Raw genomic sequence first — 26,459 nt, 5'->3', positions numbered from 1 at the left:
GGCAATCCCCCCAATCAGGCGCGTTCCGCTGCGCGGTCGGCAGCGTGGATGAATTCGAGCAGTCCGCGGTAGTCGGCGCCCTCGAAGGAGCGCACGGCCTGCGGTGCGACCTTGCCGCCGGTGTTCTCGTCGGTGTGCAGGTAGGCGGCGTCGATGCCGGCATGCGCGGCACCGAAGATGTCGCTGGTCTCGTCGTTGCCGACCATGAGCGTGTGCTCGGATTCGGCGTCGGCGCGGATCAGCGCGCGGCGGAACAGCTCGACCGACGGTTTGCGCACGCCCTCGTCACTGGAGATGAGCAGGTGGTCGAAGGCGTCGTCGAGCCCGAGCAACTCGAGCTCGGGACGCGTATAACAGCTTTGCGCGTTGCTGACAAGGACGACCTGGCGACCTTCGTCGCGCAGCGTGTCCAGCAGCTCGCGGGCACCGTCGAAGAGCCTGAGCTTCTGCGTGCTGGCGCGGCGGAAGGTCCAGGCGACGTCCCGCGCGTCGTCGTTCGTCGCGTCGACCCAGCAGTCCTCGAACAACGCGCGGTATGCGGGCAGGTAGTCCGGCTCGAACCACTCGCCCTGCGCGCGCAGGGCGTTCGCGCGGGTCACTTCGCGGCGGAACGCGTCGCGCAGGCGCGCGTTCGTCGCGAAGTCGGCGCCGTGGCGGTACAGCGCGATGCGCAGTGCCGTCCAGGCGGCCGCCGAGTCCTCGTCGGTGTGGATGTCCGCCAGTGTGCCATACAGGTCGAAGAACACGGTCGAGTACTTCATCGCTTGGTGTCCTCCCCGGCCTGCTGCCAGATGGACAGCGACAGTGCGGGCATGGGCAGTTCGCCGTCCGCCGCTGCACCGTCGGAGGCGCCGGCGACGCCTTCAAAGGTGCGCGAGTCGAGCAGGCAGGTCCAGCTGCCGTCGATCGCCAGCGTGTGGTCCTGCCCGTCGGGGTTGATGAGCACGACGCAGTCGTCGATGCGGTAGGCGACGGTGTCGCCGGGCGCATCGAGCGGGACATGCGTGGCGTCGAACCAGCCCGGGTGGGCGCGGCGCAGGGCGATGAGCGCGCGGTAGTAGTCGAGCAGCGGCGTCATGCGCGAGGCGCGCACCCAGTTGACCTGGTTCACCCACTTGCCGGAGGCGAAGGAGTTGTCGTTGCCGTGCTTGGTCTTGCCGAACTCCTCGCCGGAGAGCATGAAGGGGATGCCGGCGGCGGTGTAGATGATGCCCGCGGCGAGCATGTTCGCCTGGAGCACGCGTTCGGTGTCCGGGCCGTCGATCGCCTCGTAGATGTCGCTCAGCTGGGCGGGGTCGGAGCCGAACATGCTCAGGCTCAGCTTGTCCCACAGCGTCAGGTCGTCGTGCGCGGAGACGTACTGCACCACCTGGCCGGCGTTGCCTTCGCTGGGTTCGGCGGCGCGCCATGCGTCGACGGCCAGCTCGATGAGCGGCTTGTTCGACGGCGCGTCGCCGTTCACGTAGCCCTTGAACTCCGGATAGAAGACGTGGCCCTTGATGGCGTCGCGCGTGCGGTCGCAGAAGTGGCCGATGCGCGAGTCGAGGAGGGCCAGTCCGGCCTTGTCGGCCAGCTCGGTGCCCGCCAGCGTCGTGGAGGGACCGGCCGCCCACGGCTCGCCGTACATGATGATCGACTCGCCGCCGGGCAGGGCGTCGAGGGATGCGCGGATGGCGTTCATGGTTTCCACGTCGATCAGGCCCATGAGGTCGAAGCGGAAGCCGTCGATGTGGTATTCGCGCGCCCAGTAGGTCACCGACTCGACGATGAAGCGGCGGAACATCTCGCGTTCCGTGGCCATGTCGTCGCCGCAGCCGGAGCCGTTGGACAGGGTGCCGTCGTCGTTGCGGCGCATGAAGTAGCCGGGCACGGTGCGTTCGAACCAGTTGTCCGCGGAGTACATGTGGTTGTACACCACGTCCATGATTACCTTGAAGCCGTTGGCATGCAGGGACTGCACCATGCGCTTGCACTCGACGATGCGGCTGGCGCCGTCGTACGGGTCCGTGGAGAACGAGCCTTCCGGCACGTTGTAGTTGAGCGGGTCGTAGCCCCAGTTGAACTGGCGCGGGTCGGACTCGTCCACGGAACCGTAGTCGTAGAAGGGCAGCAGCTGCACGGCGGTGATGCCGAGACGCTTGAGGTAGGCGACGCCCGTCGGGAAGTCGCCGCGCCCGTCGAGGCTCGTGTCGGTGTCGGTGAACGCCAGGTACTTGCCGCGGTGTTCCTTGGGGAAACCGCCGTGGGGACCGTTGCTGAAGCTGCCGACGTGCGCCTCCCAGACCATGGTCTCGCTCAGCGAGGTGTCCGGGCGGCGGTCGCCGTCCCAGCCGGCCGGGTCGGTGCGCGTCAGGTCGACGACCATGCTGCGCTGGCCGTTGACGCCCGCCGCGCGGGCCCATGGGTCGGCGGAACGGAACTGCCGTCCGTCCTCGAAGTCCACGAGGTAGTCGTAGTAGGTGCCATGCAGGTCCTCGTCGAAGTGCGCGGTCCATGCGCCGTCGTACTGACGGTCCATGACCACGGCGGCCAGGTCCTGCGCGCCGGTTTCCCCGTCGCTGCCGCGGCTGAAGAGACGCAGGGTCACAGAGCGCGCCGACGGTGCCCAGAGAGCGAACTGGGTGCCGGATTGAGAAACCACGGCACCCAGTTCACGTTCCAGGCAAAGCGGGAACGGTTCTGCGACACCCGGCTCCAGTCCAGCGGACAGGGGCTCGAATGCCTGGATCATGTCTTTAGCCCTTCACGGATCCGGCCATGGACTCCTGGTAGAAGCGCTGCATGACGATGAACAGGATGGCGATCGGGATGGAGATGATCACCGATGCGGCTGCGAAGCGGCCGAACCAGTTGTTGATGTACTCCTTGTCGAGCATCAGCCACAGGCCCAGGGAGGCAGTGTAGTTGTCCTGCGTACGGGCGATGACCTTCGCCATGACGAAGTCGAGCCACGGGGTCAGGAAGCCGACGATGGCCTGGTACACGATCATCGGGCGGGAGATCGGGATGATGATCTTCGTGAACACCTGCCAGCGTGTGCACCCGTCGAGCATGGCGGCCTCGTCGAGCGAGGTCGGGATGGTGTCCATGTAGCCCTTCATCACGTAGAAGCCCGCGCCGGTGCCGGCGGAGTAGACCAGGATCAGGGCCAGGGTGGTCATGCCGTCCGAGGTCAGGCCCATGGCCTTGAGGATGAAGTAGATGGCCACGACAGACATGATGCCCGGGAACATGCCGATGATGAGCACGAAGTTCATGAAGGCGCGGCGGCCGCGGAAACGCATGCGGGACATGACGTAGGCCACGGACAGCACGAAGAACACGGAAATCAGGCACACGAAGATGGCGATGATGAAGGTGTTCATGAACATGCGCGGGAAGTCGAGCACGTTGCGCTGGGTGAACAGGCCGGTGTAGTTGTCGAAGGAGAACTGCGTCGGGAAGAACGTGTTCTGGTACGGCGCGGGGTTCTTGTTGAAGCTCTCCAGGAAGATCCACACGATCGGGAAGAGCCAGACCACGGCCAGGACGCCCAGCAGGACGTAGGTGGCCACATCGGCCACGATACGGCGCTTGCGCTGGTCGTGCATGAGACTTTGGCTCTCGGGCTTGGACTGGGTGTGCTTACTCACCGGAATCCCTCCTCATTCTTGTAGGAACCGCTGTTGCGGTACGTGATCAGCGAGACGACGGCAAGCACGATGAAGGTCATGATGCCGATGACGGCGCCGAGGTTGTAGTCGCTGCGGTCCACCGTGAGCTTGTAGAGCCACGTGATGAGCAAATCGGTCTTGCCGGCGGATTCGCCGACGACGCCCGGGTCACCGCGGGTCAGCAGGTAGATGACGTTGAAGTTGTTCACGTTGCCGGTGAAGGTCGTGATCAGGTACGGCGTGAGCACGAAGAAGATGTACGGCATGGTGATCTTCGTGAAGGTCTGCCACCAGTTGGCGCCGTCGATCTTCGCGGCTTCGTACAGCTCCGCCGGGATGTTCTGCAGGATGCCCGTCACCTGCATGATGGTGTACGGGATGCCGACCCACAGGTTGATGATGATGACGGTCACGCGGGCCCAGGTCGCGTTCGTGAAGAACGGCAGCGCCTGGTCGATCCAACCCCAGTTCATGAGCAGGCGGTTGATGGCGCCGCTCGGCTGGAGCATCTGGTGCATGACCAGCAGGGAGACGAACTGCGGCACGGCGATGGACATCGAGAAGATGGCACGCCACACGTTCTTGCCGTAGGTGGTCTTGCGGTTGATCACCATGGCCAGGAACAGACCGCAGAAGAAGTTCAGGAAGGTCGCGAAGAACGCCCACACGAGGGTCCACAGGAGGACCGAGAGGAAGAGGCGTCCGGAGACGATGGAACCGGAGTTCGAGAAGACCGCCTTGAAGTTCTCCAGGCCGACCCACTTGAAGATCACCAGATGGTTGTGGTCGTAGCTGGTGAAGGCCATGGAGATCATGAAGATCAGCGGCAGCACCGTGAAGATGAGGATGCCGGCCAGGGGCAGGAACAGCAGCAGCTGGTTCGCCTTGGCGTCGAGCAGGGTGTGGATGTCGTCCATGAAGGACGGCGCGCGGCGGTCCTTGCCGCCGCCCAGGACCTGCGCCTTGTAGGCGGAGCGGATCACGAGGCTCCACCACAGCACGAAGGCGATGCACAGCACGACCGTGCACACGCCGTACAGCAGGATGATGACCGAGTTGTCGCCGGCGATGTGGACGTACTTGCCGTCGACCCAGCCGCTGGAAGCCTCACGGCCGCCCAGGGAGGGCAGCAAGGACAGGTTCTTCACGCCCGCCGTGGCCATGAAGATGATGAAGAGCACCTCGCTGGCCAGGAAAATCAGGCCCTTGAGATACTGCTTGTGGACGAAATTGCCGAGACCGAAAACGACGATGGACAGCTTGGTGAAGAGGTCACCCTTCTCGAGTGCGTTCTTCAGCGTATATGGCGAGGGAGCCACATAGTCTGCGCCCAGTTTCCGGCGGCGTTTCATCTCTCGTTGTGAAAGGGTTACGGTGCTCATGAACCCTTACCGCCTCTCTTCGTTGATTCACAGATGTATTCGTGGATAGTCCGCTCCGGCCCGCACCTCCCGCGGCGTCGCGGCGGTGCGGTGTGGGGAGGTGCCGGGCCCGGCCACGAGAACGACCGGGCGGCACCTGCCAGCGGGGCGGGACGCCCCTTGGTGGACCCTGAACATGAGGTGTGCGGAAAGCTCAGGATCCGAGGCTCTCCGCACACATGGGGTTGAATTGTCTACTTCAGGCTGCGCCCGTGCGGGCGTTGGCTCAGCTCTGGGCCTTGACGTCCTTGGCGACGGAGTCAGCCCAGTCCTGGGTCTTCTGCTGGTAGTTGTCGGCGTTCACGTCCTTGGACACGAGGGCCTTGCCGAAGGTCTCGGCCGGGGTCCACCAGGCGTTCATCGCGGCGATGGTCGGCTGGACCACGGAGGTCTTCTCCAGGGTGGCGGCCTGGGCCTTCACGGCCGGGTCGTCAGCCATGCCGTCGAGATCCGTGAGGTTCTTGTCGGACGGGATGATCTGGCGCATCTCCCAGTGCTTGGTCTGGGCCTCCTCGGAGCCGAGGTAGGCGGCGAACTTGGAGGCGACTTCCGGAGCCTTGGTGTTCGGGTTGAAGGCCACGGCCTTGGAGCCGGCGAAGGACTTCATGGTGTAGTTCTTGCCGTCCACCTTGAAGGCCGGCATCTCGGCGGCACCGAGCTTGTCGCCCAGCTTCTTCTTGAGGTCCGCGGAATCCCAGGAACCGGAGAAGTACGCGTCGACGGAGCCTTCCGTCAGCATGGAGAGGCCGGCGTTGTTCTCGTCGTTGGTGAAGTTCGGGTTGGCGACCATGTCCACAAGGTACTTGGTCACGGCGTCGGCGTTGTCGCCGAACTTGATGCCGGCGGCGGCGTCGGTGCCGTTAGCGCCGAACATGGTCATGCCGGCGCCCAGGTAGAAGGCCGGGATGTACCAGGAGTCGCTCAGCGGGTAGGCGACCTTGCCCTTCTCGAGCATGGTGTCGAGGTTCTTGACGTCCTCCTCGGAGAACTTGTCCTTGTTGTAGTACATGAAGTAGGTGTTGCCGGTGTAGGGCACGCCGTAGATCTTGCCGTCGGTGCCGGTCACGGACTGCACCAGGGTCTCGGCGTTCTGGTCCTTGACCTGCTGGGCGACGTCCTCACTCACCTCGCCGATGGCGTTGAGGTTCTGCAAGGTGCCGAGCTGGTCGTTGGCGAACATGTAGACGTCGGCGGCGGCAGACGGGTCGGTCTGCACGGTCTTCGCGGCGTCACCCTCGGAGACGGTGGCGTTCTTCCACGTGACCTTGTAGTTCGGGTTGGCCTTCTCGAAGGCCTCCTCCATGGCCTTGAGCCAATCCTGGTCCTGCTCCGGGCCCCAGACGGTCAGCGTGGCCTCCTGGGATTCGTTGCTGCCGCTGGAAGAGCCGGTTCCGCTCGCAGCGTTATCGTTGCCGCCGCATGCCGCCATCGGGACGAGCATCGCGACTGCCGCGGTCAGGCCGACTGCCTTCTTCCAATTGATCATCATTGACCTTTTCCTTTCCATCAACGCAATTGCTGCATTCCTAGTTCCTTCAGCGATGCGCACGCCCGCACCATCGGAACCTGCGGAAAACCCCACAGAACCCCTTGCGGTGCAACGATTCTTACCTCGTGACCTGCGCAGCGCATCAGTAGCTCTATACTGTAGTCAAATGTGCAAACGTTGTCAATCTCTGTCCACCATGTGAGTGTCGTCACACCGGGCAACACGCCGTAGAATCGACGGTCTGTAAGGAGCCAAAAATGACCGTATCCCAACATCGTCCCAACCAGTGGCTGAACGACGCCATCTTCTACCAAATCTTCACCGCCAGTTTTTGCGACACCGACAGCGATGGCATAGGTGACCTCAAGGGTATCACCACCCATCTCGACTACATCCGATTGCTGGGTGCGAACGCCCTGTGGCTCAACCCGGTCTACGATTCCCCGTTCCGCGACGCCGGCTACGACGTGCGCGACTACCTCAAGGTCGCCGAACGCTACGGCACGAACGAGGACCTCGAGGAGCTCTTCGACGCCGCGCACGCCCGCGGCATGCACGTCCTGCTCGACCTCGTGCCTGGCCACACCAGCACCGAACACCCCTGGTTCATCGAAAGCGCACAGGACACGCCGAGCTACGCCACTGACCGCTACCTGTGGACCGATCACTGGATCACCGGCGGCGACGGACTGCCCTTCGTCGGCGGCGCATACCCGCGCAACGGCGCGTACATCGTCAACTTCTTTGCCTTCCAGCCCGCGCTCAACTACGGCGTCGCCCACCCCAGCCGCTCCTGGGAGCAGCCGGCGCTCGGCGGGACCGCCCTCGACACCTGCGGCGCGATGCTGGACGTGATGCGCTTCTGGCTGTCGCGCGGCGCCGACGGCTTCCGCGTGGACATGGCGGACAGCCTGGTCAAGCGCGACGACGACGGCAAGCCCTTCACCATCCGCACCTGGCAGTACATGCTCGGCCAGATCCGCGAGGAGTTCCCCGAGGCCGCCTTCGTCTCCGAATGGGGCCGCCCCGAGGAGTCCCTCAAGGCGGGCTTCGACATGGACTTCTACCTCGACTGGCGCTGGGACGGCAAGCCCAACGGCTACAGCATGCTGCTGCGCGACACCGACGACCAGTTCGACCGCGACCATGACGCCAGCTACTTCAACGCCGACTCCGGCACCGGCATCGGCCGCTTCCTGCGCGAGTACGAGCCACGCCTGGCGGCGGCGCGCGAGCTCGGCGGCTACTTCGACTTCATCACCGGCAACCACGACACCCCGCGCGTCGCGCCGCGCCTGACCCCGCGCGAGATCCGCCTGGCCTACGCCACGCTGCTGCTCATGCCCGGCGTACCCTTCATCTACTACGGCGACGAGCTGGGCATGCGCTACCGCGACCTGCCCAGCAAGGAAGGCTCCTACACGCGCGCCGGCTCGCGCACGCCGATGCAGTGGGACGACTCCGCGAACGACGGCTTCTCCGGTGCCGACGCGAAGGACCTCTACCTGCCCGTCGACGAACTGTCCGGCCACCCGACCGTGGCCGCCCAGGAGGAGGCCGGCGACTCGATCTGGACGACGGTGCACGACGTGCTCGCCATCCGCCGCGACAGCCCCGCCCTCGCCCCCGACGCGGACTTCGCGACCCTCTTCGGCGACGACGGACACCGCGCCTTCGTCTTCAAGCGCACCAAGGACGACGTGAGCGTCGTCGTGGCCGTCAACCCGGGCCGCGACACCGAGACCGTCCAACTGCCCGAAGGCGACGGCAGCGAGGCCCGCACCCTCGCCTACGCCATCGGCGACCCCGCCCTGGAGTACACCACCCTGACCCTCCCCGCGCAGTCCTTCGCGGTCCTGCAGTAAGTCTGCCCGCACCACACCCGGAACCCCCGCTTTGCAAACGTGGGTTCCCACGCCAAACCCATTCCTCAAACCCCACCACACCAAACCCCCATTTCAAGCCAATCCCAACCCGCCACGCCACCTTGCAAACGCTTTCAAAAAGCGCTATACTACCTAGGTAACAGCGCTGCTCCACGACGACGTCGCAGCAGCCATGCCACCGAACACCGCAGAGAACCAAAGGAGCAAGGATGCCCGAGACCACACCCACCGAAACCACCCAGCGCACGGAGAGCCCGGAGCGGCTCGCCCGCCCGCTCATCAGGCTTGCGAACGACTGGGGCATCGCCACCTCGTACATCGACCAGCTGGGCACCTACGTCGAGATCGAGGACGAGGTGCTCGTCACCGTCCTCAAGGCCCTCGGCATCGACGCTTCCAGCGACGAGGCCATCGAGGCCGCCCTGGAGGCCCATGCCCGCGCCCGGGCGGACCAGCTGGTGCAACCTACCATCGTCAAGTTCCTCGGCACCGATTCGCGCATACCCCTGCGCACCCACACCGACACCCCCGGCCTCCACATCACCCTCGAGGACGGCACCGACGGTACCGAGTTCGCCATGGTCTCCCCCGCCGCCAAGGACGGCGACGTCGTCGTGCACGACCTCACCTTCCGCGACGACATGCCCATCGGCTACCACACGCTCACCGTGTCCGACGGCGCACGCACCGCCTCGGCGCGCGTGCTGTGCGCGCCGGCGCGCATCCCCGTGCCGCAGTCGGTGCAGGACAGACAGCGGTGGGGCTGGATGGCGCAGATGTACTCCGTGCGCAGCCCCGAGTCGTGGGGCGTGGGCGATTACGGCGACCTGCGCCGTCTCGCGGTGGACGCGGCGACCAAGTCGGGCGCCGACTTCATGCTCATCAACCCGATCCACGCGACCGCGCCGGTCACGCCGCTCGAGCCGTCGCCGTATCTGCCGGAGTCGCGCCGCTTCCTCAACGTCACCTACATCCGCCCGCAGGACATTCCCGAGTTCCAGGAGGCGTCGGACGTGCAGCGCGCGCCCATCGAGCAGCTGCACGACACGGTGGCGCCGCTCAACACGGATCCCGAGCCGATGGACATCGACGCCGCCTGGGACGCCAAGCGCAAGGCGCTGCGCCTCATCTTCGAGATGGGCCGCCCGCCGGAGCGCCAGGCGCAGTTTGACGCCTTCCGCGCCGAGGCCGGCGACGACCTGCGCGCCTTCGCCCTGTGGAGCGTCGCCTTCCAGGTGTGGGGCGCGCCGTGGGAGGATGGCGACGGCTGGTTCGCGAACTACGACCGCACCAGCCCCGAGGTGGCCGCGCTGGAGCGCGACCACGCCGACCTCTACGAGTTCGAGTGCTGGCTGCAGTGGATCGCCGCACAGCAGGTAAGCGAGGCGCAGCAGGCCGCCAAGGACGCGGGCATGGCGCTGGGCCTCATGCAGGACATGGCCGTCGGCGTGCACACCTACGGCTCGGATGTGTGGTGGAGCCCGGAGCGCTTCGCCGTGGGCACCGTGACGGTCGGCTGCCCGCCGGACTTCTACAACCAGCATGGCCAGGACTGGGGCCAGCCGCCCTTCAACCCCGTCTACATGAACGCCACCGGCTATGAGGTGTACCGCGACATGGTGCACAACATGTTCACCCGCGCCGGCGCAATCCGCATCGACCACGTGCTGGGCATGTTCCGCCTGTGGTGGATCCCGCAAGGCAAGGGCGCGCGCGGTGGCGCCTACGTACGCTACGACCACGAGGCGATGCTGGCGATCCTGTCCATCGAGGCGACGCGCGCCGACGGCATGGTCATCGGCGAGGACCTGGGCACCGTGCCGGACTACGTGCGCCAGGTGCTGGCCGACCACGGCGTCCTGGGCACCACGGTCGAGTGGTTCGCGCGCGTGGACGACTCCCCCAACGCCGGCGACCCCTACGCGAGCCCGGAGACCTACCGCAAGTACTCGCTGGCGTCCGTGACGACCCACGACCTGCCGCCGACCGCCGGCTACCTGAAGTTCGAGCACGTCAAGCTGCGCGAGGAGCTGGGACTGCTGGGCGAGCCGGTGGAGTCCTTCCAGCGTTCCGCCGACGCGGAGCGCCAGGCGATGCTCGACCTGCTGGTCAGCGGCGGCTGGCTGCCCCAGGAGGCCGCGGACGACGTCGACGGCCACATCCAGGAAATCGTCGAGGCGATGCACGCCATGCTCAAGGACGCCCCGTCGCTGCTCCTGCAGGCCGCCTTGGTCGACGGCACCGGCGAGTGCCGTTCGCAGAACCAGCCCGGCACCTCGACCGAATACCCGAACTGGCGCATCCCCCTGACCGACGAGCACGGCAAGGTCGTGCCCACCGGCGAGGTCTTCGACCTGCCGCGGGTGATGTCGCTGAGCAAGATCATGAACCGCTAGCACCGCCACGCACTAGAACCCACACTAGGAATTGTTCGTTTTTTTGAACAAAATCTAGGGGCCGGCGAGGGGCCCGAGATTTTGTTCAAAAAAACGAACAATTCCTCATGGGCCGCACTATGCGTGTGTACTGAAGCTCTGCCCCGTATACCGCTTGAGCACGTACTCCTGGATCGGCACGTGCAGGCTCAGCACGGAACCGTAGCCGAGGACCACGATGAGGAAGAGCGCCTGGGGGAAACGCAGCCAGGAGAAGACGAAGAGGCCGACGAAGACGGTGTCGATGGCGGCCATGGCGAGGGTGGCCGGGAAGTAGGTCACGCCGAAGACGAAGCCGTTGACGAAGGTGCGCATGGGGGTGTTGTCGAAGCGCGCCTGCAGGCAGAAGGTCCACTCGAAGCCGATGACCCACACGATGCTCAGGCCGATCTTGGGGATGAGCAGCGGCGTGATCTGCAGCACGACCCACGAATACGCGAGCCCGGCGCCGGAGACGAGGTAGACGAGCCACAGCAGCGTGGCGCGCGGGAAGTTCTCCTTGAAGGCGGCGAAGTAGTTGCGGGTAACATGGCCCTCGCCGATGAGCATCTTGCGGATGGCCGACTGGCCGGCGCTCAGCGCGGCGCCGGCGGTGAAGACGGGGATGGAGGTCACGAGCATGAGGATGTTGACGATGACCGCGTCGACCAGGTTGCTCCACCCCTGCATGAAGCGTGAGTCCGGGGACAGGAATTTCATGTGCTACCAACCTTCCGTTCGTCGGTGTCGATTCTAGCGGGGCGCGCCCACCAAGGACACGGCCCGGAAAACCCAAGGAGGGGGCCGACCATGAGGTCGGCCCCCTCCGGGCAATCAAGGCGGAAAGGAATCAGCCCTTGACCGCACCTGCCATGACACCCTTGACGATGTACTTCTGGCAGATGACGTAGAAGATGATGATCGGGATGATCGCCATGACCAGGCAGGCCATCATCGCGCCCATGTCGACCGAACCGTAGCCACCCTTGAGGTACTGGATGGCGACCGAGATCGTCTTGTACTTGTTCAGGTCGAGCGTCAGGTACGGCAGCAGGTAGTCGTTCCACACCCACATGGCCTCCAGGATGGCCACGGAGATGATGGACGGCTTCATGATCGGCACCACGACCTGGAAGAAGATGCGCGGCACGGAGGCGCCGTCGATCATCGCGGACTCCTCGAGGGACTCCGGGATGCCCTTGACCACGCCGGTGAAGATGAACACCGCGAGGCCGGCACCGAAGCCGAGGTACACGATGCACAGGCCCCACGGCGTGTTGAAGCCGAGGCGGTCAGCCAGCCAGGACAGGGTGAACATGAGCATCTGGAAGGGGACGATCATGTTGAACAGGAACAGTGTGTAGAGCAGCTTGGCCGCCCAGTTGTTCACGCGTACGATCCACCATGCGCACATCGAGGTGCACAGCAGGATCAGCACCACGGAACCGACCGTGATGAGCAGCGTCCACCCGAAGCTCGCGAAGAAGTTCGTGGTCTCGACGCCGCGCACGTAGTTGTCGAAGCCGACCATGGCGTCGCCGGTCGGGAAGGAGAAGGCGTTGTCGGAGATGTATGCCTTGTTCTTGAAGGAGTTGATGATCACCAGGAAGATCGGGAAGACCCACGCCAGCGAGAGCATCGAGAAGAAGATGGTCCACAGCAGCCCGTGCTTCGGCTTTTCGGCGTTCACGCGTTGACCTCCTTGGAAGTGGTGAGCTTGTTCTGCAGCAGGGACACGATGGCCACCAGGATGAAGAACAGGACTGCCTTCGCCTGGCCGACGCCCTCGTAGCCCACGCGGCCGTAGAACGTGTTGGTGATGTTGAGCGCCAGGCCCTCGGACATGCGCGACGGCGCGCCGTTGGTCAGGGCGAGGTTCTGGTCGTAGAGCTTGAAGCCGTTGGTGATGGTCAGGAAGGAGCAGACGGTGATGCTGGGCATCATGAGCGGGATGATGATGCGGAACATGGTCTGCGTGCCGGAGGCGCCGTCCACGGAGGCCGCCTCGAGTACGTCGGTCGGCAGCGACTGCATGCCGGCGATGTAGATGATCATCATGTAGCCGATCTGCTGCCAGCACACGAGGATGACCAGGCCCCAGAAGCCGTACTTCTGGTCATAGGTCAGCGAGCGCTCCCAGTGCGCCAGGACGCCGTTGAGCAGCAGCATCCAGATGTAGCCGAGGATGATGCCGCCGATGAGGTTCGGCATGAAGAAGACGGAGCGGAACAGGTTGGAGCCGCGGATCGACTTCGTCAGCATGTATGCGATGGCGAAAGCGACAACGTTGATGATGATCGTGGTGACGATCGTCAGCAGGGTGGAGAACAGCAGCGCATGCAGGAAGGTCTTGTCCTGCAGCGCCTTTCCGTAGTTGGAGAATCCGACCCACTCGGCATCGGTCACCGTGGTGAAGTTGCAGAAGCTCAGGTACACGCCGTAGATGAACGGCACCACGAAGCCGATGATGAATGCGATGAATGTCGGAAGCACAAATAACGCCCACCAACGGCGTATTGCCTTACCGGCCATACTGATCATGGTATGCCCACTTTCCTCGTTCTTTCCGCGCATACTCCTGCGTATGCGATCAGGTTCCGGCGCCCGACAACCACGTCATGAGGCACAACAACGTCGCCTGCGCGGATCCGAATGACAGCTTTCACGATAGCAACGATTGCCAGAGCTGTCAAACGTTTACATTTTTGGGTGTGTTCCGGGAGTCCCGCGCGTCTGTTCCATCGAGACGCTATGATGAATAAAAGGCGAAAGTTCGCCGTCTTGACCAATATATGGTATGATGAAAACGTTTGTGTTTTCTAGCTTGCACAAACGTTTGCACGTTGCAACTGCACGCAATGCGCACCACTGCTTCGACGAGGAAGAGAAAAAGGACGGCCCATGAGCACCAGCATCCAGGACGTGGCCAAGCTGGCCAACGTATCGATATCCACCGTCTCGCGCTCGTTCACGCGCCCCGAACTGGTGTCCGAAGCGACCCGCGAGAAGGTCCTGCGCATCGCCGAGGAGCTCAACTTCTCGACCTCGCGTTCCGCGGTGGCGCTCAAGACGGGCCGCGCGCTGCGTGTCGCGCTGCTGGTCAGCGACCACATCCACCTGTGGTTCGCCGCCTCCGTGATCGAGGGGCTCAACGCGGTCCTCCACCCCCAAGGCTACGACCTGTCCATCTTCCAGATCTCCAGCACCGAGGAGCGCAAGGAGTTCTTCGAGATGCTGCCGGTGCGCCGCAACGCCGACGCCGTCATCGTGGTCTCCTTCGACATCGACGCCGAGGAGATCGCGCAGCTCAACTCGATCCACGTGCCCATCGTCGGCATCAACTCGGTGCTTCCGCAGGAGCGCGGCTTCTCCGCCTCCGTGAACATCGACGACGAGCAGGGTTCCATCCTCGCCGCGCGGCACCTCATCGCCCTTGGCCACCGCCGCATCGCGTACGTGCGTACGAACCGCGACGTCTCCCTGCATTTCAGCGTGCAGCAGCGCTTCGACTCCTTCATGGAGTGCTGTGCGCGCGCGGGCATCGCCCCGCAGGTCATCGTCGCCGACGAGGGGCCGGACCGCATCGCGGAAGTGATGACCTCCATCATGAGCCTCGATCCCCTGCCCACCGCGATCGCCTGCCAGGAGGACGGCTTGGCCATCCCCCTGATCTTCCAGCTGATGCGTGCCGGCTACTCCATCCCCGCGCAGTTCTCCGTGGTCGGCTTCGACAACGGCCTGTACGCGAACGACATCGGCCTGACCACCATCAGCCAGGACCCCGTGGAGCTGGCCCGCCGCGCCGCCCACATGACCCTCGACCTGATCGAGGGACGCGACCCCGGGGAGCTCTACGTGCTGGAACCCGCCCGCCTGGTGGTGCGTTCCAGCACGGGTCCGGCAACCACCCGGTAAGGAAGGTTCTGCGCCCCGGGGCCACGTGGAGTTGACCGGACGGGTGCATATGGAAGCCGCGGCCTCCTTCGTGAGAGGTCTCCTTGAGAAATCTCTCGTTTTTTCGTGATATTTCTAGGGCGGGCCGCGCGAGCGGCCCGCGTCCTAGAAATATCACGAAAAAACGAGAGATTTCTGGAACGGGAGCATCCGCAAAGGAGACCTCGGCTTCCATATGGCCTCTCTCGCCCCACTCCCCTCCATCTCCCACCCACACAAACAGCAGTGGGCTGCCACGGTCTCCCATGGCAGCCCACTGCTGCTGATAGAAAAGAAACTCAAGAGAAGTCTGTGGTGTCCGGCGGGGATTCCTGCCGGCCGGGCCGGACGGCCGACCGGCAGGTCACGGTCTACTCGTGGGTGGCGTTGTACTCGGTGGCCCAGTTGTCGACGAAGGCCTTGACCACGTCATCCCAGGAGCCGGTGCCCTGGGCGTAGGCCAGCATGGCCTGGCCGAGGACGTTCTTGTACTCCTCGGACGGCATCATCGAGAAGTCCCAAGCGACCTGGGTCAGCTTGCTGTCCTGGATGCTGGCGTTCGCGTCGGCGATCAGCGGATTGTCGGTCTTGACGTCGTTGAAGGTCTTGAACGGGGTGGTGAAGCCCATGTCCGTGCTCAGCGACTCCTTGCCCTCGTCGGAGGAGATGACCCAGTTCAGGAACTCCTCGGATGCCTTCTGGTCAGCCTCGGAAGCCTTGGCGTTGATGCACCAGTAGTTCTCGGAACCGGTGGCCAGGCCCTCGGTGGCGTCGTCCACGCCGATGTAGATCGGCAGCATGCCGACGGAATCGGCCTTCATGCCGGCCTTCTGCAGGTCGGACCAGGCCCAGGTTCCGTTCTGGTAGAAGGCGGCCTTGCCGAGCGCGAACTCGGAGGACGCGTCGTCGCCGGTCTTGGAGCTCAGCTGGGTCTTCGGGGTGGTGGAGTTATCGATGTACAGGTCGAAGATGTTCTTGAAGTTGTCCATGTACATGTCTTTGATGGTGGCCGGCTGGGTCTCCACGTTGTCCTTCTTGAACTGGTAGTACAGCGGGATGTTGGCCAGGTGGGTCTTGAAGCGCCAGTCGGAACTGGAGTCGAAGCCGGCGGAGGTGAAGGCGCCCTCGATGCCGAGGTCGGCCTTGCGCTTCTGCATGTCCTGCGCGACTTCCTTCAGCTTGTCGAAGGAGTTGATCTCGGAGGCTTCCTTGATCTTGGCGCCGTCGAGCGCGGTGTACTTCGCCACGAGGTCCTTGTTGTAGATGATGCCGTAGGACTCGATCACGTACGGCACGCCGACGACCTTGTCGCCGTCGGACAGGGCCAGGGACTGGTCGTTCATCTGCTTGTAGATCTCGGTGTCCTTGAGGTCGGCGGTGTAGGCCTTCCAGGAGGCGTAGCCGACGGGGCCGTTGACCTGGAAGATGGTCGGCGCCTCGCTCTTGGACAGCTCGGACTTCAGGGTCTGCTCGTAGGTACCGGAGGCAGCGGTCTGGATCTTGACCTTGACGCCCTTCTCCTCCTCGTACTTCTTGGCGAGCTCCTGCCACTGGTCATTCGCTTCCGGCTTGAAGTTCAGGAAGTAGACGGTGCCCTTGCCGTCCGAGGAGCCGGAGCCGGAGCCACCGCCACACGCTGCGAGCGGGACCGCCATCGCGGCGACGGCGAGCATGCCAACAGCTGTCTTCATCGTACGATTCATCTTCGAACCTTTCTCTGTACGCCTTGCGGCGCCGCACATGTTGTGCTTGTAAGAAGCCACTTTCCTCACTAACTTCTTGTCGCACACCATTGTGCACCAAAACTCCGAAAAGTGCAAACGTGGGCACGCCGATGAGGCAAAAAAGCCCATTATTCGGCATGTCGCGCACTATAACGTGATTGATTTTGCAAGTAGTAGCTTATTATTTGGGCACTATGAAAACGTTTACTAAGCTGACGGCAGCTTTTCCGACCCGCCGCGGCGGGCGCTAGAATGCCGCCCAAGTGGCCGTCCCCGCGGCCGAAAGGAGCACCCCATGACAGCCAACAACCTGCGCGACGACTGGTGGAAGCAAGCCGTCGTGTACCAAGTCTACCCCCGCAGTTTCCGGGACGCCAACGGCGACGGCCTCGGCGACATCGCCGGCATCACCGACCGCATGGTGTACCTGAAGGACCTGGGCGTCGACGCGATCTGGCTCTCGCCTTTCTACCCCTCCGAGCTGGCGGACGGCGGCTACGACGTCATCGACTACCGCAACGTCGACCCGCGCCTGGGCACCATGGACGACTTCGACGCCATGGTGGCCGCCGCGCACGACGCCGGCCTCAAGGTGATGGTGGACATCGTGCCGAACCACACCTCCGACAGGCACGCCTGGTTCCTGGAGGCGCTGTCCAGCCCCGCAGGCTCCCCCGCCCGCGACCGCTACATCTTCCGCCCCGGCGCCGGCGAGCACGGCGAACTGCCGCCCAACGGCTGGCAGTCCCTGTTCGGCGGCCCCGCCTGGGAACCCGCCGGCGACGGCACCTGGTACCTGCACCTGTTCACCAAGGAGCAGCCCGACCTCAACTGGAAGAATCCCGAGGTCCACGAGGACTTCAAGCGCACGCTGCGCTTCTGGTCCGACCACGGCGTCGACGGTTTCCGCATCGACGTGGCGCACGGCCTGGCGAAGGACCTGGACTCCGCGCCGCTGTCCGAGCTCGGCGAGAAATACTCCGTGGGCAACGACCAGAACGCCGACGGCACGCACCCGCTGTGGGACCGCCCGGAGGTGCATGACATCTACCGCGAGTGGAACGCCGTCTTCAACGAGTACACGCCCGCCCGCTTCGCCGTGGGCGAAGCGTGGGTCGTGCCCGAGCACCAGCACCTGTACGCCTCCGAGCAGGAGCTGGGTCAGGTCTTCAACTTCGAGTTCGCCAAGGCCAACTGGGACGCCGACGAGTTCCGCACGGCCATCGAGGAGGGCCTGTCCTCGGCGAGCGAGTCGAAGAGCACCACGACCTGGGTGATGAGCAACCACGACGTGCCCCGTCATGTGAGCCGCTACGGCCTGCCGCAGGTGCGCACGAACGGCTATCACGACCTGCCCAACGACTGGCTGCTGCGCAACGGCACCACTTACCTCGAGGACCGCGCGCTCGGCGAGCGCCGTGCGCGCGCGGCCCTGCTCATGGAGCTGGGGCTGCCGGGTTCGGTGTACGTGTACCAAGGCGAGGAGCTGGGGCTACCCGAGGTGGCGACGATCCCGTGGGACCGCCTGGAGGACCCGGTGGCCTTCAACACCGACCACGGCACCGCCGCCAAGGGCCGTGACGGCTGCCGCGTGCCACTGCCGTGGGTCGTCTCCGACATGCCCGAACCGGCGCCCTGGGACCCCGAGTTCGGCACTGGCGCCTCCTTCGGCTTCTCGAACGTGGGAGAGCGGACCGCCGACCCGCACCTGCCGCAGCCGCTGTGGTTCGCCGGGTACGCCGCCGACGCCGAGGCCGACGACCCCGACTCGATGCTCAACCTGTACCGCCGCGCCCTGGCGTGGCGACAGGAGCGTCTCACCGCGACCAGCGACCTCGGTCTGGAGTGGGTCGCCTCGGAGGAGCTCGGCTACCCCGAGGACAAGACGATCGTCTACCAGCGTCCCGTGGCCGGCGACGGGCGGACCTTCATGTGCGTGGTGAACTTCACCGAGGCTCCCGTAAGCCTGCCCGACGGTCAACTGGTGATGGCGTCCGTGCCCATCGCCGACGGCCAGCTCCCAGGCGACGCCACCGCCTGGCTGCTGCGCTGACTTGAGAAATCTCTCGTTTTTCCGTGACCGTTCCCGGGGATCTCCGAAATTAAAGCGGGCACCCGGACGAGGGCGAATCCCAACTTAAAGCGGGCACTGGGTCGAAGAACTTAAAAGTTCTTCGACCCAGTGCCCGCTTTAAGTTGGGATTCGCCCTCGTCCGGGTGCCCGCTTTAATTTCGGAGATCCCCGGGAACGGTCACGGAAAAACGAGAGATTTCTTTTACGCTACTTGTTCCAGCCCTTGATCACGTGGTCGCCCTTGTACCAGCCGAGCACGCAGTACTGCGCAGTGTCCAGCTTGAGCTTGCGTCCGAAGACGGGCTCCAGCTCGAGCCATTGGCTCGTCAGGATGCGCAGGATGTGCGCATGGGCGACCATCAGTACGTTGCCGCCAGCCTGCAGGGTGGGCATCGCCAGCTCGATGGCCCGTCGGGTGCGCGTCGCCGCGTCCTCGAGGGATTCACCGCGGCCGTTGACCACGGTCACCTCGCTGCCGTCGGGGAACATCTCCACGTGCTCGCCGGACAGCGCATCCGACAGGGAGAGCGGACCGTCGGCCCACACGTCCCACTGCATGCCCATCGCCTGGAAGATCTCCTCGCGGGTGCGTCCCTCCGCGCCGCCGTAGTCCCATTCCTCCAGCTCCGGCGTCTCGATCGAGGGTTCGAAGCCGGCGAGCTTGGCGGTCTGCACGGCCCGTCGCAGGTCGCTGGTGATCACGGTCGCGAAGCCGTCCGGATAGGCGGCGCGCAACCGCACGCCGGCGGCGACGGCCTGTGCGCCGCCTTCGTCGGTCAGGGGGATGTTCGTCCGCCCCGTGTACTGGCCGGACTCGCTCCACAGGGTCTGGCCGTGTCTCAGGAGGACAAGTTCGCCGAACGGCACGACATCGACGTCGGTCTCGGCATTCGTTGCATCGCTCATAGGGTTCCACTCTAGCCGGTGCTCCGAAGAAACGCGCGCAGCCGCGGCACGGCATGAGCCGCGGGCGCAATCCGGGAATCGCCGCACAGGAGCGGTGCGGAAACGCCATGGGGCGGTCGCCGCATGGACCGTCATCTCGCGACGCGTAACCATGATGTGGCCTAGACTGGGTACATGAGCAAACGCAACGAACATATTTCCCCGGCCGACGGCACGGATCTCGACTCCACCGCCGACAAGGCCGTCAAGGCCATCAACAAGGTCGACGACAAGGTCACCGCGTTGCGCCGCCAGCGCATGACGGACCCCGACACGCTCGGCGACAAGGCCGTCAAGGCCATCATCCCCTCGCTGGCCGGCCTGGTCGGCGGCAAGCTCTTCCAGCTCGTCTGGAACTCCGTCACCAGCAAGGTCCACCCCGACCTCGACGACGACGAGCGCGACCGGCAGTCGGGCATCATGATGAGCATGCTGTTCGCCGCCGCGTCCGCCGCTTTCGGCGTCCTCGTGACGCGCATCTCCGACAAGGGCGCGCTCGACTTCGTGCAGCACCGCCAAGCCAAGCGCACACGCCGCTGACCCATCCGTCATCTGACTGGCTGTGGCGGTCCCGTGCCCACCCTCTCCTCCGCTAGAAATCTCTCGTTTTTCCGTGATATTTCTAGCGGAGGAGAGGGTGGGCACGGGACCGCCACAGCCAGTCAGATGCTCCGCTCCTGTTCGTCGGTGTTCACCCAGCGGTCAGCTTCGTCGCCGCCGCCGATGCCGCCGTACATAATGGCGGTATGACCAACAGCACCATCGATATCCTCAATACCCGCAAGTCCATCCGCGCCTTCGATGGCGAGGCACTCTCCGAGGAGACGCTGGAGACGCTGGAGCGCGCCGCCCAGCATGCCGCCAGCAGCCAGTACCTCAACGACTGGTCGGCAATCCGCGTCAAGGACCCGACCCTCAAGCAGCAGCTGGCAGCCATCGGCGGCCAGTCATACATCGCCACTGCACCGGCGCTCTACGTCTTCGTGCTCGACGAGTACCGCAACGCGCAGATCGCCAGGAAGGCGGGCATCGACCCTGCATCCGACGACTTCATGCTCAAGTACGGCTACCGCTTCTCCCAGGCGCAGAACGACGCCGTACTCGCGCTGCACGCCATGGAGACCGCAGCCGAGGCGCTCGGCCTCGGCTGCGTGATCCTCGGCTCCCTGCTCAATGACATCCCGCAACTGATCGAGCTGCTGGGACTGCCGGAATACACCTTCCCCGTGCTTGGCCTGGCCATCGGCAAGCCGGCGCAGGATCCCGAGGTCAAGCCGCGCATGCCGCGCCCGATGCAGTTCTTCGACGACCGCTACGACACCGATGCCAATCACCTGGACACCTACCTGCAGCAGTTCGACGACGAGGTCTGCCACTACTACGACCTGCGCGATGTCTCCCGGCCCGTGGAGACCTTCACCAAGCAGATCGCCCAGAAGGCCGTGCAGCCCGTGGAGGGCAAGGGCGTGGCACAGGCCGGCGCACAGGGCTTCGACCTGAGCAAGTAGGCACCGTGCGGCACCGTGCATAACTGCATTTTGCAGGTGTGCGCCCATAACTGATGAAATACCCCGGCAACGTGCGCACGTTGCCGGGGTATTTCATCAGTTATGGGCGCACACCTGCAAAATGCAGTTATGCACCGAAGCTTCGGGGAGCACAAAGGGATAAGGCCCAGGGGCATTGATTGAGGCCGATGTGCGTCCGGGCTCATTCAGCGTTTGCGGGGCTTGTAGCCCTTTTTCCTGGAAGTGGGCTTCCTGGTGTACCCGCCGTTGAAATGGAAATGAATCTGGGGATCCTTGTGGGTCAGGTGCCAAGTGTTGCAGTATTGGCACTGATACACCCACAGTTCCACGCCGCGCTCGATGCGACTGTCCTCTGCGGCTCGCAAGGCAACGATCTTGCTCTGGTACATGATCTTGTTGGTAGGCTCGCAACGTTTGGGCGTGAAGAAGTGCATGGGTCTCATCATAGGCAAGCACCGGGATTGTCTGTTATTCCTCCCTTCCCGGCAAATTTTCGTTAAAGCGGGCACCGGGTCGGTGCTTCCCCCGATCTTACGGCGGGCAGCCGGGTCGGGGCCGTTCCCCAAGCCACGGCCGGACAGCCGGGCCAAACACCCCCGAGTGGAAACGGGGGGGGGGGAAATAAAAGGAGGGGGTGTCCCGCAACGGGACACCCCCTCGAAAGAAGAAAGCGGCAGCGTGCTACTCTCCCGCACCCTACCAGGTGCAGTACCATCGCCGTGCCAGGGCTTAGCTACCGGGTTCGGAATGGGACCGGGCGTCTCCCCTGGGCCAAGGCCACCGCAAAACCAACAAAGACCCGACACACACCCCACACACAGGGGACGCATCCCGGCAGTCTTGCACAGGAAACCAACTATACGTAGCGGTCAGGGAACCGGACAGCGGACGCGACAACAAGCCCATGACTATGCTTGCTCATCTCAGTGACCCGACGACCCATGTGCCATCCCCGCCCGCCCCGGAAATGCCCGCAGCGCCAGACAAAGCAACCAAAAGGGTCGTCTTCGGCCATTAGTACCGGTCAGCTCCACCCCTCACAGGGCTTCCACACCCGGCCTATCAACCACGTGATCCACATGGGGCCTCACCCGCCCCCGAAGGGACGGCAGGAACCGTTATCTTGGAGCAGGCTTCCCGCTTAGATGCTTTCAGCGGTTATCCCTCCCGAACGTAGCCAACCAGCCATGCCACTGGCGCGACAACTGGCATACCAGAGGTTCGTCCACCCAGGTCCTCTCGTACTATGGGCAGGCCTCCTCACGATTCCAACGAGCGCAGAGGATAGAGACCAAACTGTCTCACGACGTTCTGAACCCAGCTCGCGTGCCGCTTTAATCGGCGAACAGCCGAACCCTTGGGACCTGCTCCAGCCCCAGGATGCGACGAGCCGACATCGAGGTGCCAAACCATCCCGTCGATATGGACTCTTGGGAATGATCAGCCTGTTATCCCCGGGGTACCTTTTATCCGTTGAGCGATGCCGCGTCCGTACGCCGGCACCGGATCACTATCTCCGACTTTCGTCCCTGCTCGAGCCGTCACTCTCACAGTCAAGCTCCCTTGTGCGATTACACTCGACACCCGATTGCCAACCGGGCCGAGGGAACCTTTGAGCGCCTCCGTTACTCTTTGGGAGGCAACCGCCCCAGTTAAACTACCCGCCAGGCACTGTCCCCGACAAGGCTCACTTGTCCGGGTTAGGCACCAGATGGGGACAGAGCGGTATTTCACCTTGCGACTCCACACACACTGGCGTGCATGCTTCACGGTCTACCGCCTATGCTACACAATCCGCACCTGATACCAATACCAAGGTATAGTAAAGGTCCCGGGGTCTTTTCGTCCTTCTGCGCTTAACGAGCATCTTTACTCGTACTGCAATTTCACCGAGTTCCTGGTCGAGACAGCGGGGAAGTCGTTACGCCATTCGTGCAGGTCGGAACTTACCCGACAAGGAATTTCGCTACCTTAGGATGGTTATAGTTACCACCGCCGTTTACCGGGGCTTGAATTCACCACTTCACCCCACGAAGGGGCTGATGGATCCTCTTAACCTTCCGGCACCGGGCAGGCGTCAGTGCATATACGGCGACTTACGTCTTGGCATGCACCTGTGTTTTTGGTAAACAGTCGCTACCCCCTGGCTTGTGCCACCCCCAACCGCTCACCGGCGCAGGACCGGATCACCATCAGGGGCCTCCCTTATGCCGAAGGCACGGGAGCGGTTTGCCGAGTTCCTTGACCAGGATTCACTCGCTCGCTTCGGTATACTCTACCTGACCACCTGTGTCGGTTTAGGGTACGAGCGGCACCCGACCTCACGCCGAAGGTTTTCTCGGCAGACAGGATCACCGGATATCGGCCCACAAGGGCCCCATCATCACGCCTCACCCATTACCGTCCCCGGATTTGCCTGGGAACAGGGCCACACGCTTGACCAGGGAAAACCACCTCCCCGGCCGGCTACCTGACCGCGTCACTCCACGCGCTCAACCCACAAGACGCCACGACGAACCACAACCCACCCGCACGATCCGAAGACCATGCAGGAAGGAAATGAAACACCGCCTTGTCGAGCGGGCCGTTGATCGGTCGTGCGCCGGTACGGGAATATCAACCCGTTCATCCATTCGACTACGCCTGTCGGCCTCGCCTTAGGACCCGACTCACCCAGGGACGACGAACGTGGCCCTGGAACCCTTGGTCATTCAGCGGCAAGGATTCACACCTTGCTCCCGTTACTCATGTCTGCATTCTCACTCCCACACAATCCACGGCCAGATCACTCTGCCGCTTCACCTCGCGCAGGACGCTCTCCTACCCAACAGCCAAAAGACTGTTGCCGCGTCTTCGGTGGCGTGCTTGAGCCCCGCTACATTGTCGGCGCGGAACCACTAGACCAGTGAGCTGTTACGCACTCTTTCAAGGATGGCTGCTTCTGAGCCAACCTCCTGGCTGTCTATGCGACTCCACATCCTTTCCCACTTAGCACACACTTAGGGACCTTAGACGACGATCAGGGCTGTCTCCCCCTCGACGACGGAGCTTATCCCCCGCCGACTCACTGCTGGCATACACACGACACGTATTCGGAGTTTGGCTGCTATTGGTACCCCATACGGGCCCGCAAGCATCCAGTAGCTCTACCCCATGCGCGCAAAGAACCAACGCTGCACCTAAATGCATTTCGGAGAGAACCAGCTATCACGGAATTTGATTGGCCTTTCACCCCTAACCCCAGGTCATCCCCTCAGTTTTCAACCTAAGTGGGTGCGGTCCTCCACGCGGTCTTACCCACGCTTCAACCTGCCCAGGGCTAGATCATCCCGCTTCGGGTCCAGGACACACGACTCAAACGCCCATTTCGGACTCGCTTTCGCTACGCCTCCACCCAACGGCTTAGGCTCGCCACATGCCACTGACTCGCAGACTCATTTTTCGATAGGCACGCCATCACCCCACACAAGGGCTCTGACGGTTCGTAGGCGCACGGTTTCAGGAACTCTTTCACTCCCCTCCCGGGGTACTTTTCACCTTTCCCTCACGGTACTCGTGCACTATCGGTCAGACAGTCATACTCAGGCTTACCCAACGGTCTGGGCGGATTCACACGGGATTCCACGAGGCCCGCGCTACTCGGGACACGACTACCGCCAGACGCTGCGCCTTCGGCTACGGGACCATCACCCTCTCCGGTCCGGTATCCAACCCGGTTCACCTCACACAACGCTTTCTCACTGACGTCCAGCACGTCGGCACTGGAACGGCCGCTCCCACGACACCGCGCACGCAACCCCCGACGGGTAACCACACGCACACGGTTTAGCCATCATCCGCTTTCGCTCGCCACTACTCACGGAGTATCCTTTCCTGCAGGTACTGAGATGTTTCACTTCCCTGCGTACCCCCCACCCCAAAAGGGTGGTGCCAGCCCATGACGGCTGACGGGTTGCCCCATTCGGAAATCCTCGGATCAACGTCCTGTCGGCGACTCCCCGAGGCCTATCGCGGCCCCACACGTCCTTCATCGGCACTGTCTGCCAAGGCATCCACCACACGCCCTTGACAACGACCCACGCACCCCAACAGGATGCGGGCCACTGCCCAACGCTGACGAACAACCAAAAAACAAGCAGATCAACTAACACAAAATCATCAGATCACAAAACAAGCAAACAAACCCCACCACGACCCCAACAAAGGCCATGGCAAGGAAAATCAAAACTCGATTGCAAAAAATGCAACACACGACAACACGCACCACCACGCACCCGACACCCAACAGGCACCGGAACCAGCGGAACATGCTCTCATGCTCGCGTCCACTCTCCAGTTCTCAAACCACCACACCACCAAGCCGACCAACCCGCACCACACAAGCACGAACCAACCGACCAGGGGCAGGACAACCACCACACAGCCAGCCGACCAGGCAACACCAAGCCGACAACCGCACCGGGTGGCAATCCGGGGACCCAACAGCATGCACCACACCACCCACACGACCAGGCAACCCCACCAAAGAAGCCACCGACCGCATGACCCGTTTCCCGATCCTTTTCCAGCCAGCACGGACACCCCCACGGCACCAACGGCACCATGACCAAAGGGCATCCAACAAACGCCGCCAGACCAGCGGCACGAAAAAACTCCATAGAAAGGAGGTGATCCAGCCGCACCTTCCGGTACGGCTACCTTGTTACGACTTAGTCCCAATCACGAGCCTCACCTTAGACGGCTCCGCCCCATGCGGGTTCGGCCACCGGCTTCGGGTGCTGCCCACTTTCATGACTTGACGGGCGGTGTGTACAAGGCCCGGGAACGCATTCACCGCAGCGTTGCTGATCTGCGATTACTAGCGACTCCGCCTTCACGCAGTCGAGTTGCAGACTGCGATCCGAACTGAGACCGGTTTTCAGCGATCCGCCCCACCTCACGGTGTCGCATCGCGTTGTACCGGCCATTGTAGCATGCGTGAAGCCCTGGACGTAAGGGGCATGATGATCTGACGTCATCCCCACCTTCCTCCGAGTTAACCCCGGCGGTCCCACATGAGTTCCCACCACGACGTGCTGGCAACATGCGGCGAGGGTTGCGCTCGTTGCGGGACTTAACCCAACATCTCACGACACGAGCTGACGACGACCATGCACCACCTGTGAACCGGCCCCGAAGGGAACCCGCGTTTCCACGGGCGTCCGGCACATGTCAAGCCCAGGTAAGGTTCTTCGCGTTGCATCGAATTAATCCGCATGCTCCGCCGCTTGTGCGGGCCCCCGTCAATTTCTTTGAGTTTTAGCCTTGCGGCCGTACTCCCCAGGCGGGATGCTTAACGCGTTGGCTCCGACACGGGACCCGGAAAAAGGACCCCACATACCAGCATCCACC

Annotated in this window: 17 protein-coding genes and 3 rRNA genes; 6 read left to right on the top strand and 14 right to left on the bottom strand. The window is 63.5% G+C overall.

From position 1 onward, the window contains the following. Nucleotides 1-14 precede the first annotated feature (14 nt). From BCUN_RS04220 to BCUN_RS04200, 5 genes are all read right to left on the bottom strand, one after another. Entirely contained in the window at nucleotides 15-761 is a 747-nt protein-coding gene (locus BCUN_RS04220; protein WP_033515701.1) for an HAD family hydrolase, read from the bottom strand. Beyond that, nucleotides 758-2,731: a type I pullulanase gene (gene pulA / locus BCUN_RS04215; protein WP_033515699.1), complete on the bottom strand. Its 1,974-nt coding sequence runs from the start codon at nucleotides 2,729-2,731 to the stop codon at nucleotides 758-760. Before pulA ends, BCUN_RS04220 begins: the two co-directional genes overlap by 4 nt. Nucleotides 2,732-2,735: 4 nt before the next feature. Continuing rightward, nucleotides 2,736-3,590 carry a sugar ABC transporter permease gene (locus BCUN_RS04210; protein ID WP_051920777.1) on the bottom strand — a complete coding sequence of 285 codons (855 nt, stop codon included), beginning with the start codon at nucleotides 3,588-3,590 and terminating at the stop codon, nucleotides 2,736-2,738. A gap of 38 nt (nucleotides 3,591-3,628) precedes the next feature. Then, the gene (locus tag BCUN_RS04205; RefSeq protein ID WP_033515695.1) at nucleotides 3,629-5,005 is read right to left on the bottom strand and encodes a carbohydrate ABC transporter permease; all 1,377 of its coding nucleotides are present in this window, start codon (nucleotides 5,003-5,005) and stop codon (nucleotides 3,629-3,631) included. A gap of 295 nt (nucleotides 5,006-5,300) precedes the next feature. After that, the gene (locus BCUN_RS04200) at nucleotides 5,301-6,563 is read right to left on the bottom strand and encodes an extracellular solute-binding protein (protein WP_033515693.1); all 1,263 of its coding nucleotides are present in this window, start codon (nucleotides 6,561-6,563) and stop codon (nucleotides 5,301-5,303) included. Between the two features lie 257 nt (nucleotides 6,564-6,820). On the opposite strand from BCUN_RS04200, the gene BCUN_RS04195 reads away from it, so the two are divergent. Beyond that, nucleotides 6,821-8,428 carry an alpha-amylase family glycosyl hydrolase gene (locus BCUN_RS04195; protein WP_033515691.1) on the top strand — a complete coding sequence of 536 codons (1,608 nt, stop codon included), beginning with the start codon at nucleotides 6,821-6,823 and terminating at the stop codon, nucleotides 8,426-8,428. Between the two features lie 230 nt (nucleotides 8,429-8,658). Then, on the top strand, nucleotides 8,659-10,845 hold the full coding sequence (gene malQ / locus BCUN_RS04190) for a 4-alpha-glucanotransferase (protein WP_033515689.1): 2,187 nt from the start codon (nucleotides 8,659-8,661) through the stop codon (nucleotides 10,843-10,845). A 117-nt stretch (nucleotides 10,846-10,962) separates the two neighbouring features. On the opposite strand, the gene BCUN_RS04185 is transcribed toward malQ, so the two are convergent. The 3 genes from BCUN_RS04185 to BCUN_RS04175 all read right to left on the bottom strand — a co-directional run bounded on the left by BCUN_RS04185 (nucleotide 10,963) and on the right by BCUN_RS04175 (nucleotide 13,404). Then, nucleotides 10,963-11,583: a DUF624 domain-containing protein gene (locus BCUN_RS04185; RefSeq protein ID WP_033515687.1), complete on the bottom strand. Its 621-nt coding sequence runs from the start codon at nucleotides 11,581-11,583 to the stop codon at nucleotides 10,963-10,965. 130 nt (nucleotides 11,584-11,713) lie between these two features. After that, the gene (locus BCUN_RS04180) at nucleotides 11,714-12,553 is read right to left on the bottom strand and encodes a carbohydrate ABC transporter permease (protein WP_033515685.1); all 840 of its coding nucleotides are present in this window, start codon (nucleotides 12,551-12,553) and stop codon (nucleotides 11,714-11,716) included. Continuing rightward, on the bottom strand, nucleotides 12,550-13,404 hold the full coding sequence (locus BCUN_RS04175) for a carbohydrate ABC transporter permease (protein ID WP_033515683.1): 855 nt from the start codon (nucleotides 13,402-13,404) through the stop codon (nucleotides 12,550-12,552). Before BCUN_RS04175 ends, BCUN_RS04180 begins: the two co-directional genes overlap by 4 nt. 360 nt (nucleotides 13,405-13,764) lie before the next feature. On the opposite strand from BCUN_RS04175, the gene BCUN_RS04170 reads away from it, so the two are divergent. Further along, complete coding sequence (locus tag BCUN_RS04170; RefSeq protein WP_033515681.1) at nucleotides 13,765-14,778, top strand: LacI family DNA-binding transcriptional regulator; 1,014 nt, start codon at nucleotides 13,765-13,767, stop codon at nucleotides 14,776-14,778. A 389-nt stretch (nucleotides 14,779-15,167) separates the two neighbouring features. Here the strand turns inward: BCUN_RS04170 and BCUN_RS04165 are convergent, their stop codons facing one another. Continuing rightward, on the bottom strand, nucleotides 15,168-16,499 hold the full coding sequence (locus tag BCUN_RS04165) for an ABC transporter substrate-binding protein (RefSeq protein ID WP_033515679.1): 1,332 nt from the start codon (nucleotides 16,497-16,499) through the stop codon (nucleotides 15,168-15,170). A 316-nt stretch (nucleotides 16,500-16,815) separates the two neighbouring features. Between BCUN_RS04165 and BCUN_RS04160 the strand changes: the two genes are divergently transcribed. After that, nucleotides 16,816-18,573 (top strand): glycoside hydrolase family 13 protein, encoded by a 1,758-nt coding sequence (locus BCUN_RS04160; protein ID WP_033515677.1) that lies wholly within the window; start codon nucleotides 16,816-16,818, stop codon nucleotides 18,571-18,573. A 228-nt stretch (nucleotides 18,574-18,801) separates the two neighbouring features. Here BCUN_RS04160 and BCUN_RS04155 read toward each other — a convergent pair whose 3' ends face one another. Then, nucleotides 18,802-19,500: a histidine phosphatase family protein gene (locus BCUN_RS04155; protein WP_033518670.1), complete on the bottom strand. Its 699-nt coding sequence runs from the start codon at nucleotides 19,498-19,500 to the stop codon at nucleotides 18,802-18,804. A 174-nt stretch (nucleotides 19,501-19,674) separates the two neighbouring features. Here BCUN_RS04155 and BCUN_RS04150 point away from each other — a divergent pair, with 174 nt between their 5' ends. Both BCUN_RS04150 and BCUN_RS04145 read left to right on the top strand, forming a co-directional pair. Then, entirely contained in the window at nucleotides 19,675-20,079 is a 405-nt protein-coding gene (locus BCUN_RS04150; protein ID WP_051920729.1) for a DUF4235 domain-containing protein, read from the top strand. 206 nt (nucleotides 20,080-20,285) lie between these two features. After that, nucleotides 20,286-21,047 carry a nitroreductase family protein gene (locus BCUN_RS04145; protein WP_033518668.1) on the top strand — a complete coding sequence of 254 codons (762 nt, stop codon included), beginning with the start codon at nucleotides 20,286-20,288 and terminating at the stop codon, nucleotides 21,045-21,047. Between the two features lie 206 nt (nucleotides 21,048-21,253). Here BCUN_RS04145 and BCUN_RS04140 read toward each other — a convergent pair whose 3' ends face one another. The 4 genes from BCUN_RS04140 to BCUN_RS04125 all read right to left on the bottom strand — a co-directional run. Further along, a complete protein-coding gene (locus BCUN_RS04140) occupies nucleotides 21,254-21,502 on the bottom strand; it encodes a hypothetical protein (protein ID WP_033518662.1) in 249 nt (82 codons plus the stop codon). Nucleotides 21,503-21,736: 234 nt separating this feature from the next. Further along, nucleotides 21,737-21,853 (bottom strand): 5S ribosomal RNA (gene rrf / locus BCUN_RS04135). Between the two features lie 210 nt (nucleotides 21,854-22,063). Then, a 23S ribosomal RNA gene (locus BCUN_RS04130) occupies nucleotides 22,064-25,147 on the bottom strand. A 581-nt stretch (nucleotides 25,148-25,728) separates the two neighbouring features. After that, a 16S ribosomal RNA gene (locus BCUN_RS04125) occupies nucleotides 25,729-26,459 on the bottom strand; the annotation flags it as partial.

Origin of the sequence: Bifidobacterium cuniculi (assembly GCF_000741575.1) — a bacterium.
GTDB classification, from domain to species: Bacteria; Actinomycetota; Actinomycetes; order Actinomycetales; family Bifidobacteriaceae; genus Bifidobacterium; species Bifidobacterium cuniculi.
Note: the sequence above shows the minus strand (reverse complement) of the source record. Positions and strands in the feature narration are given on the sequence as shown.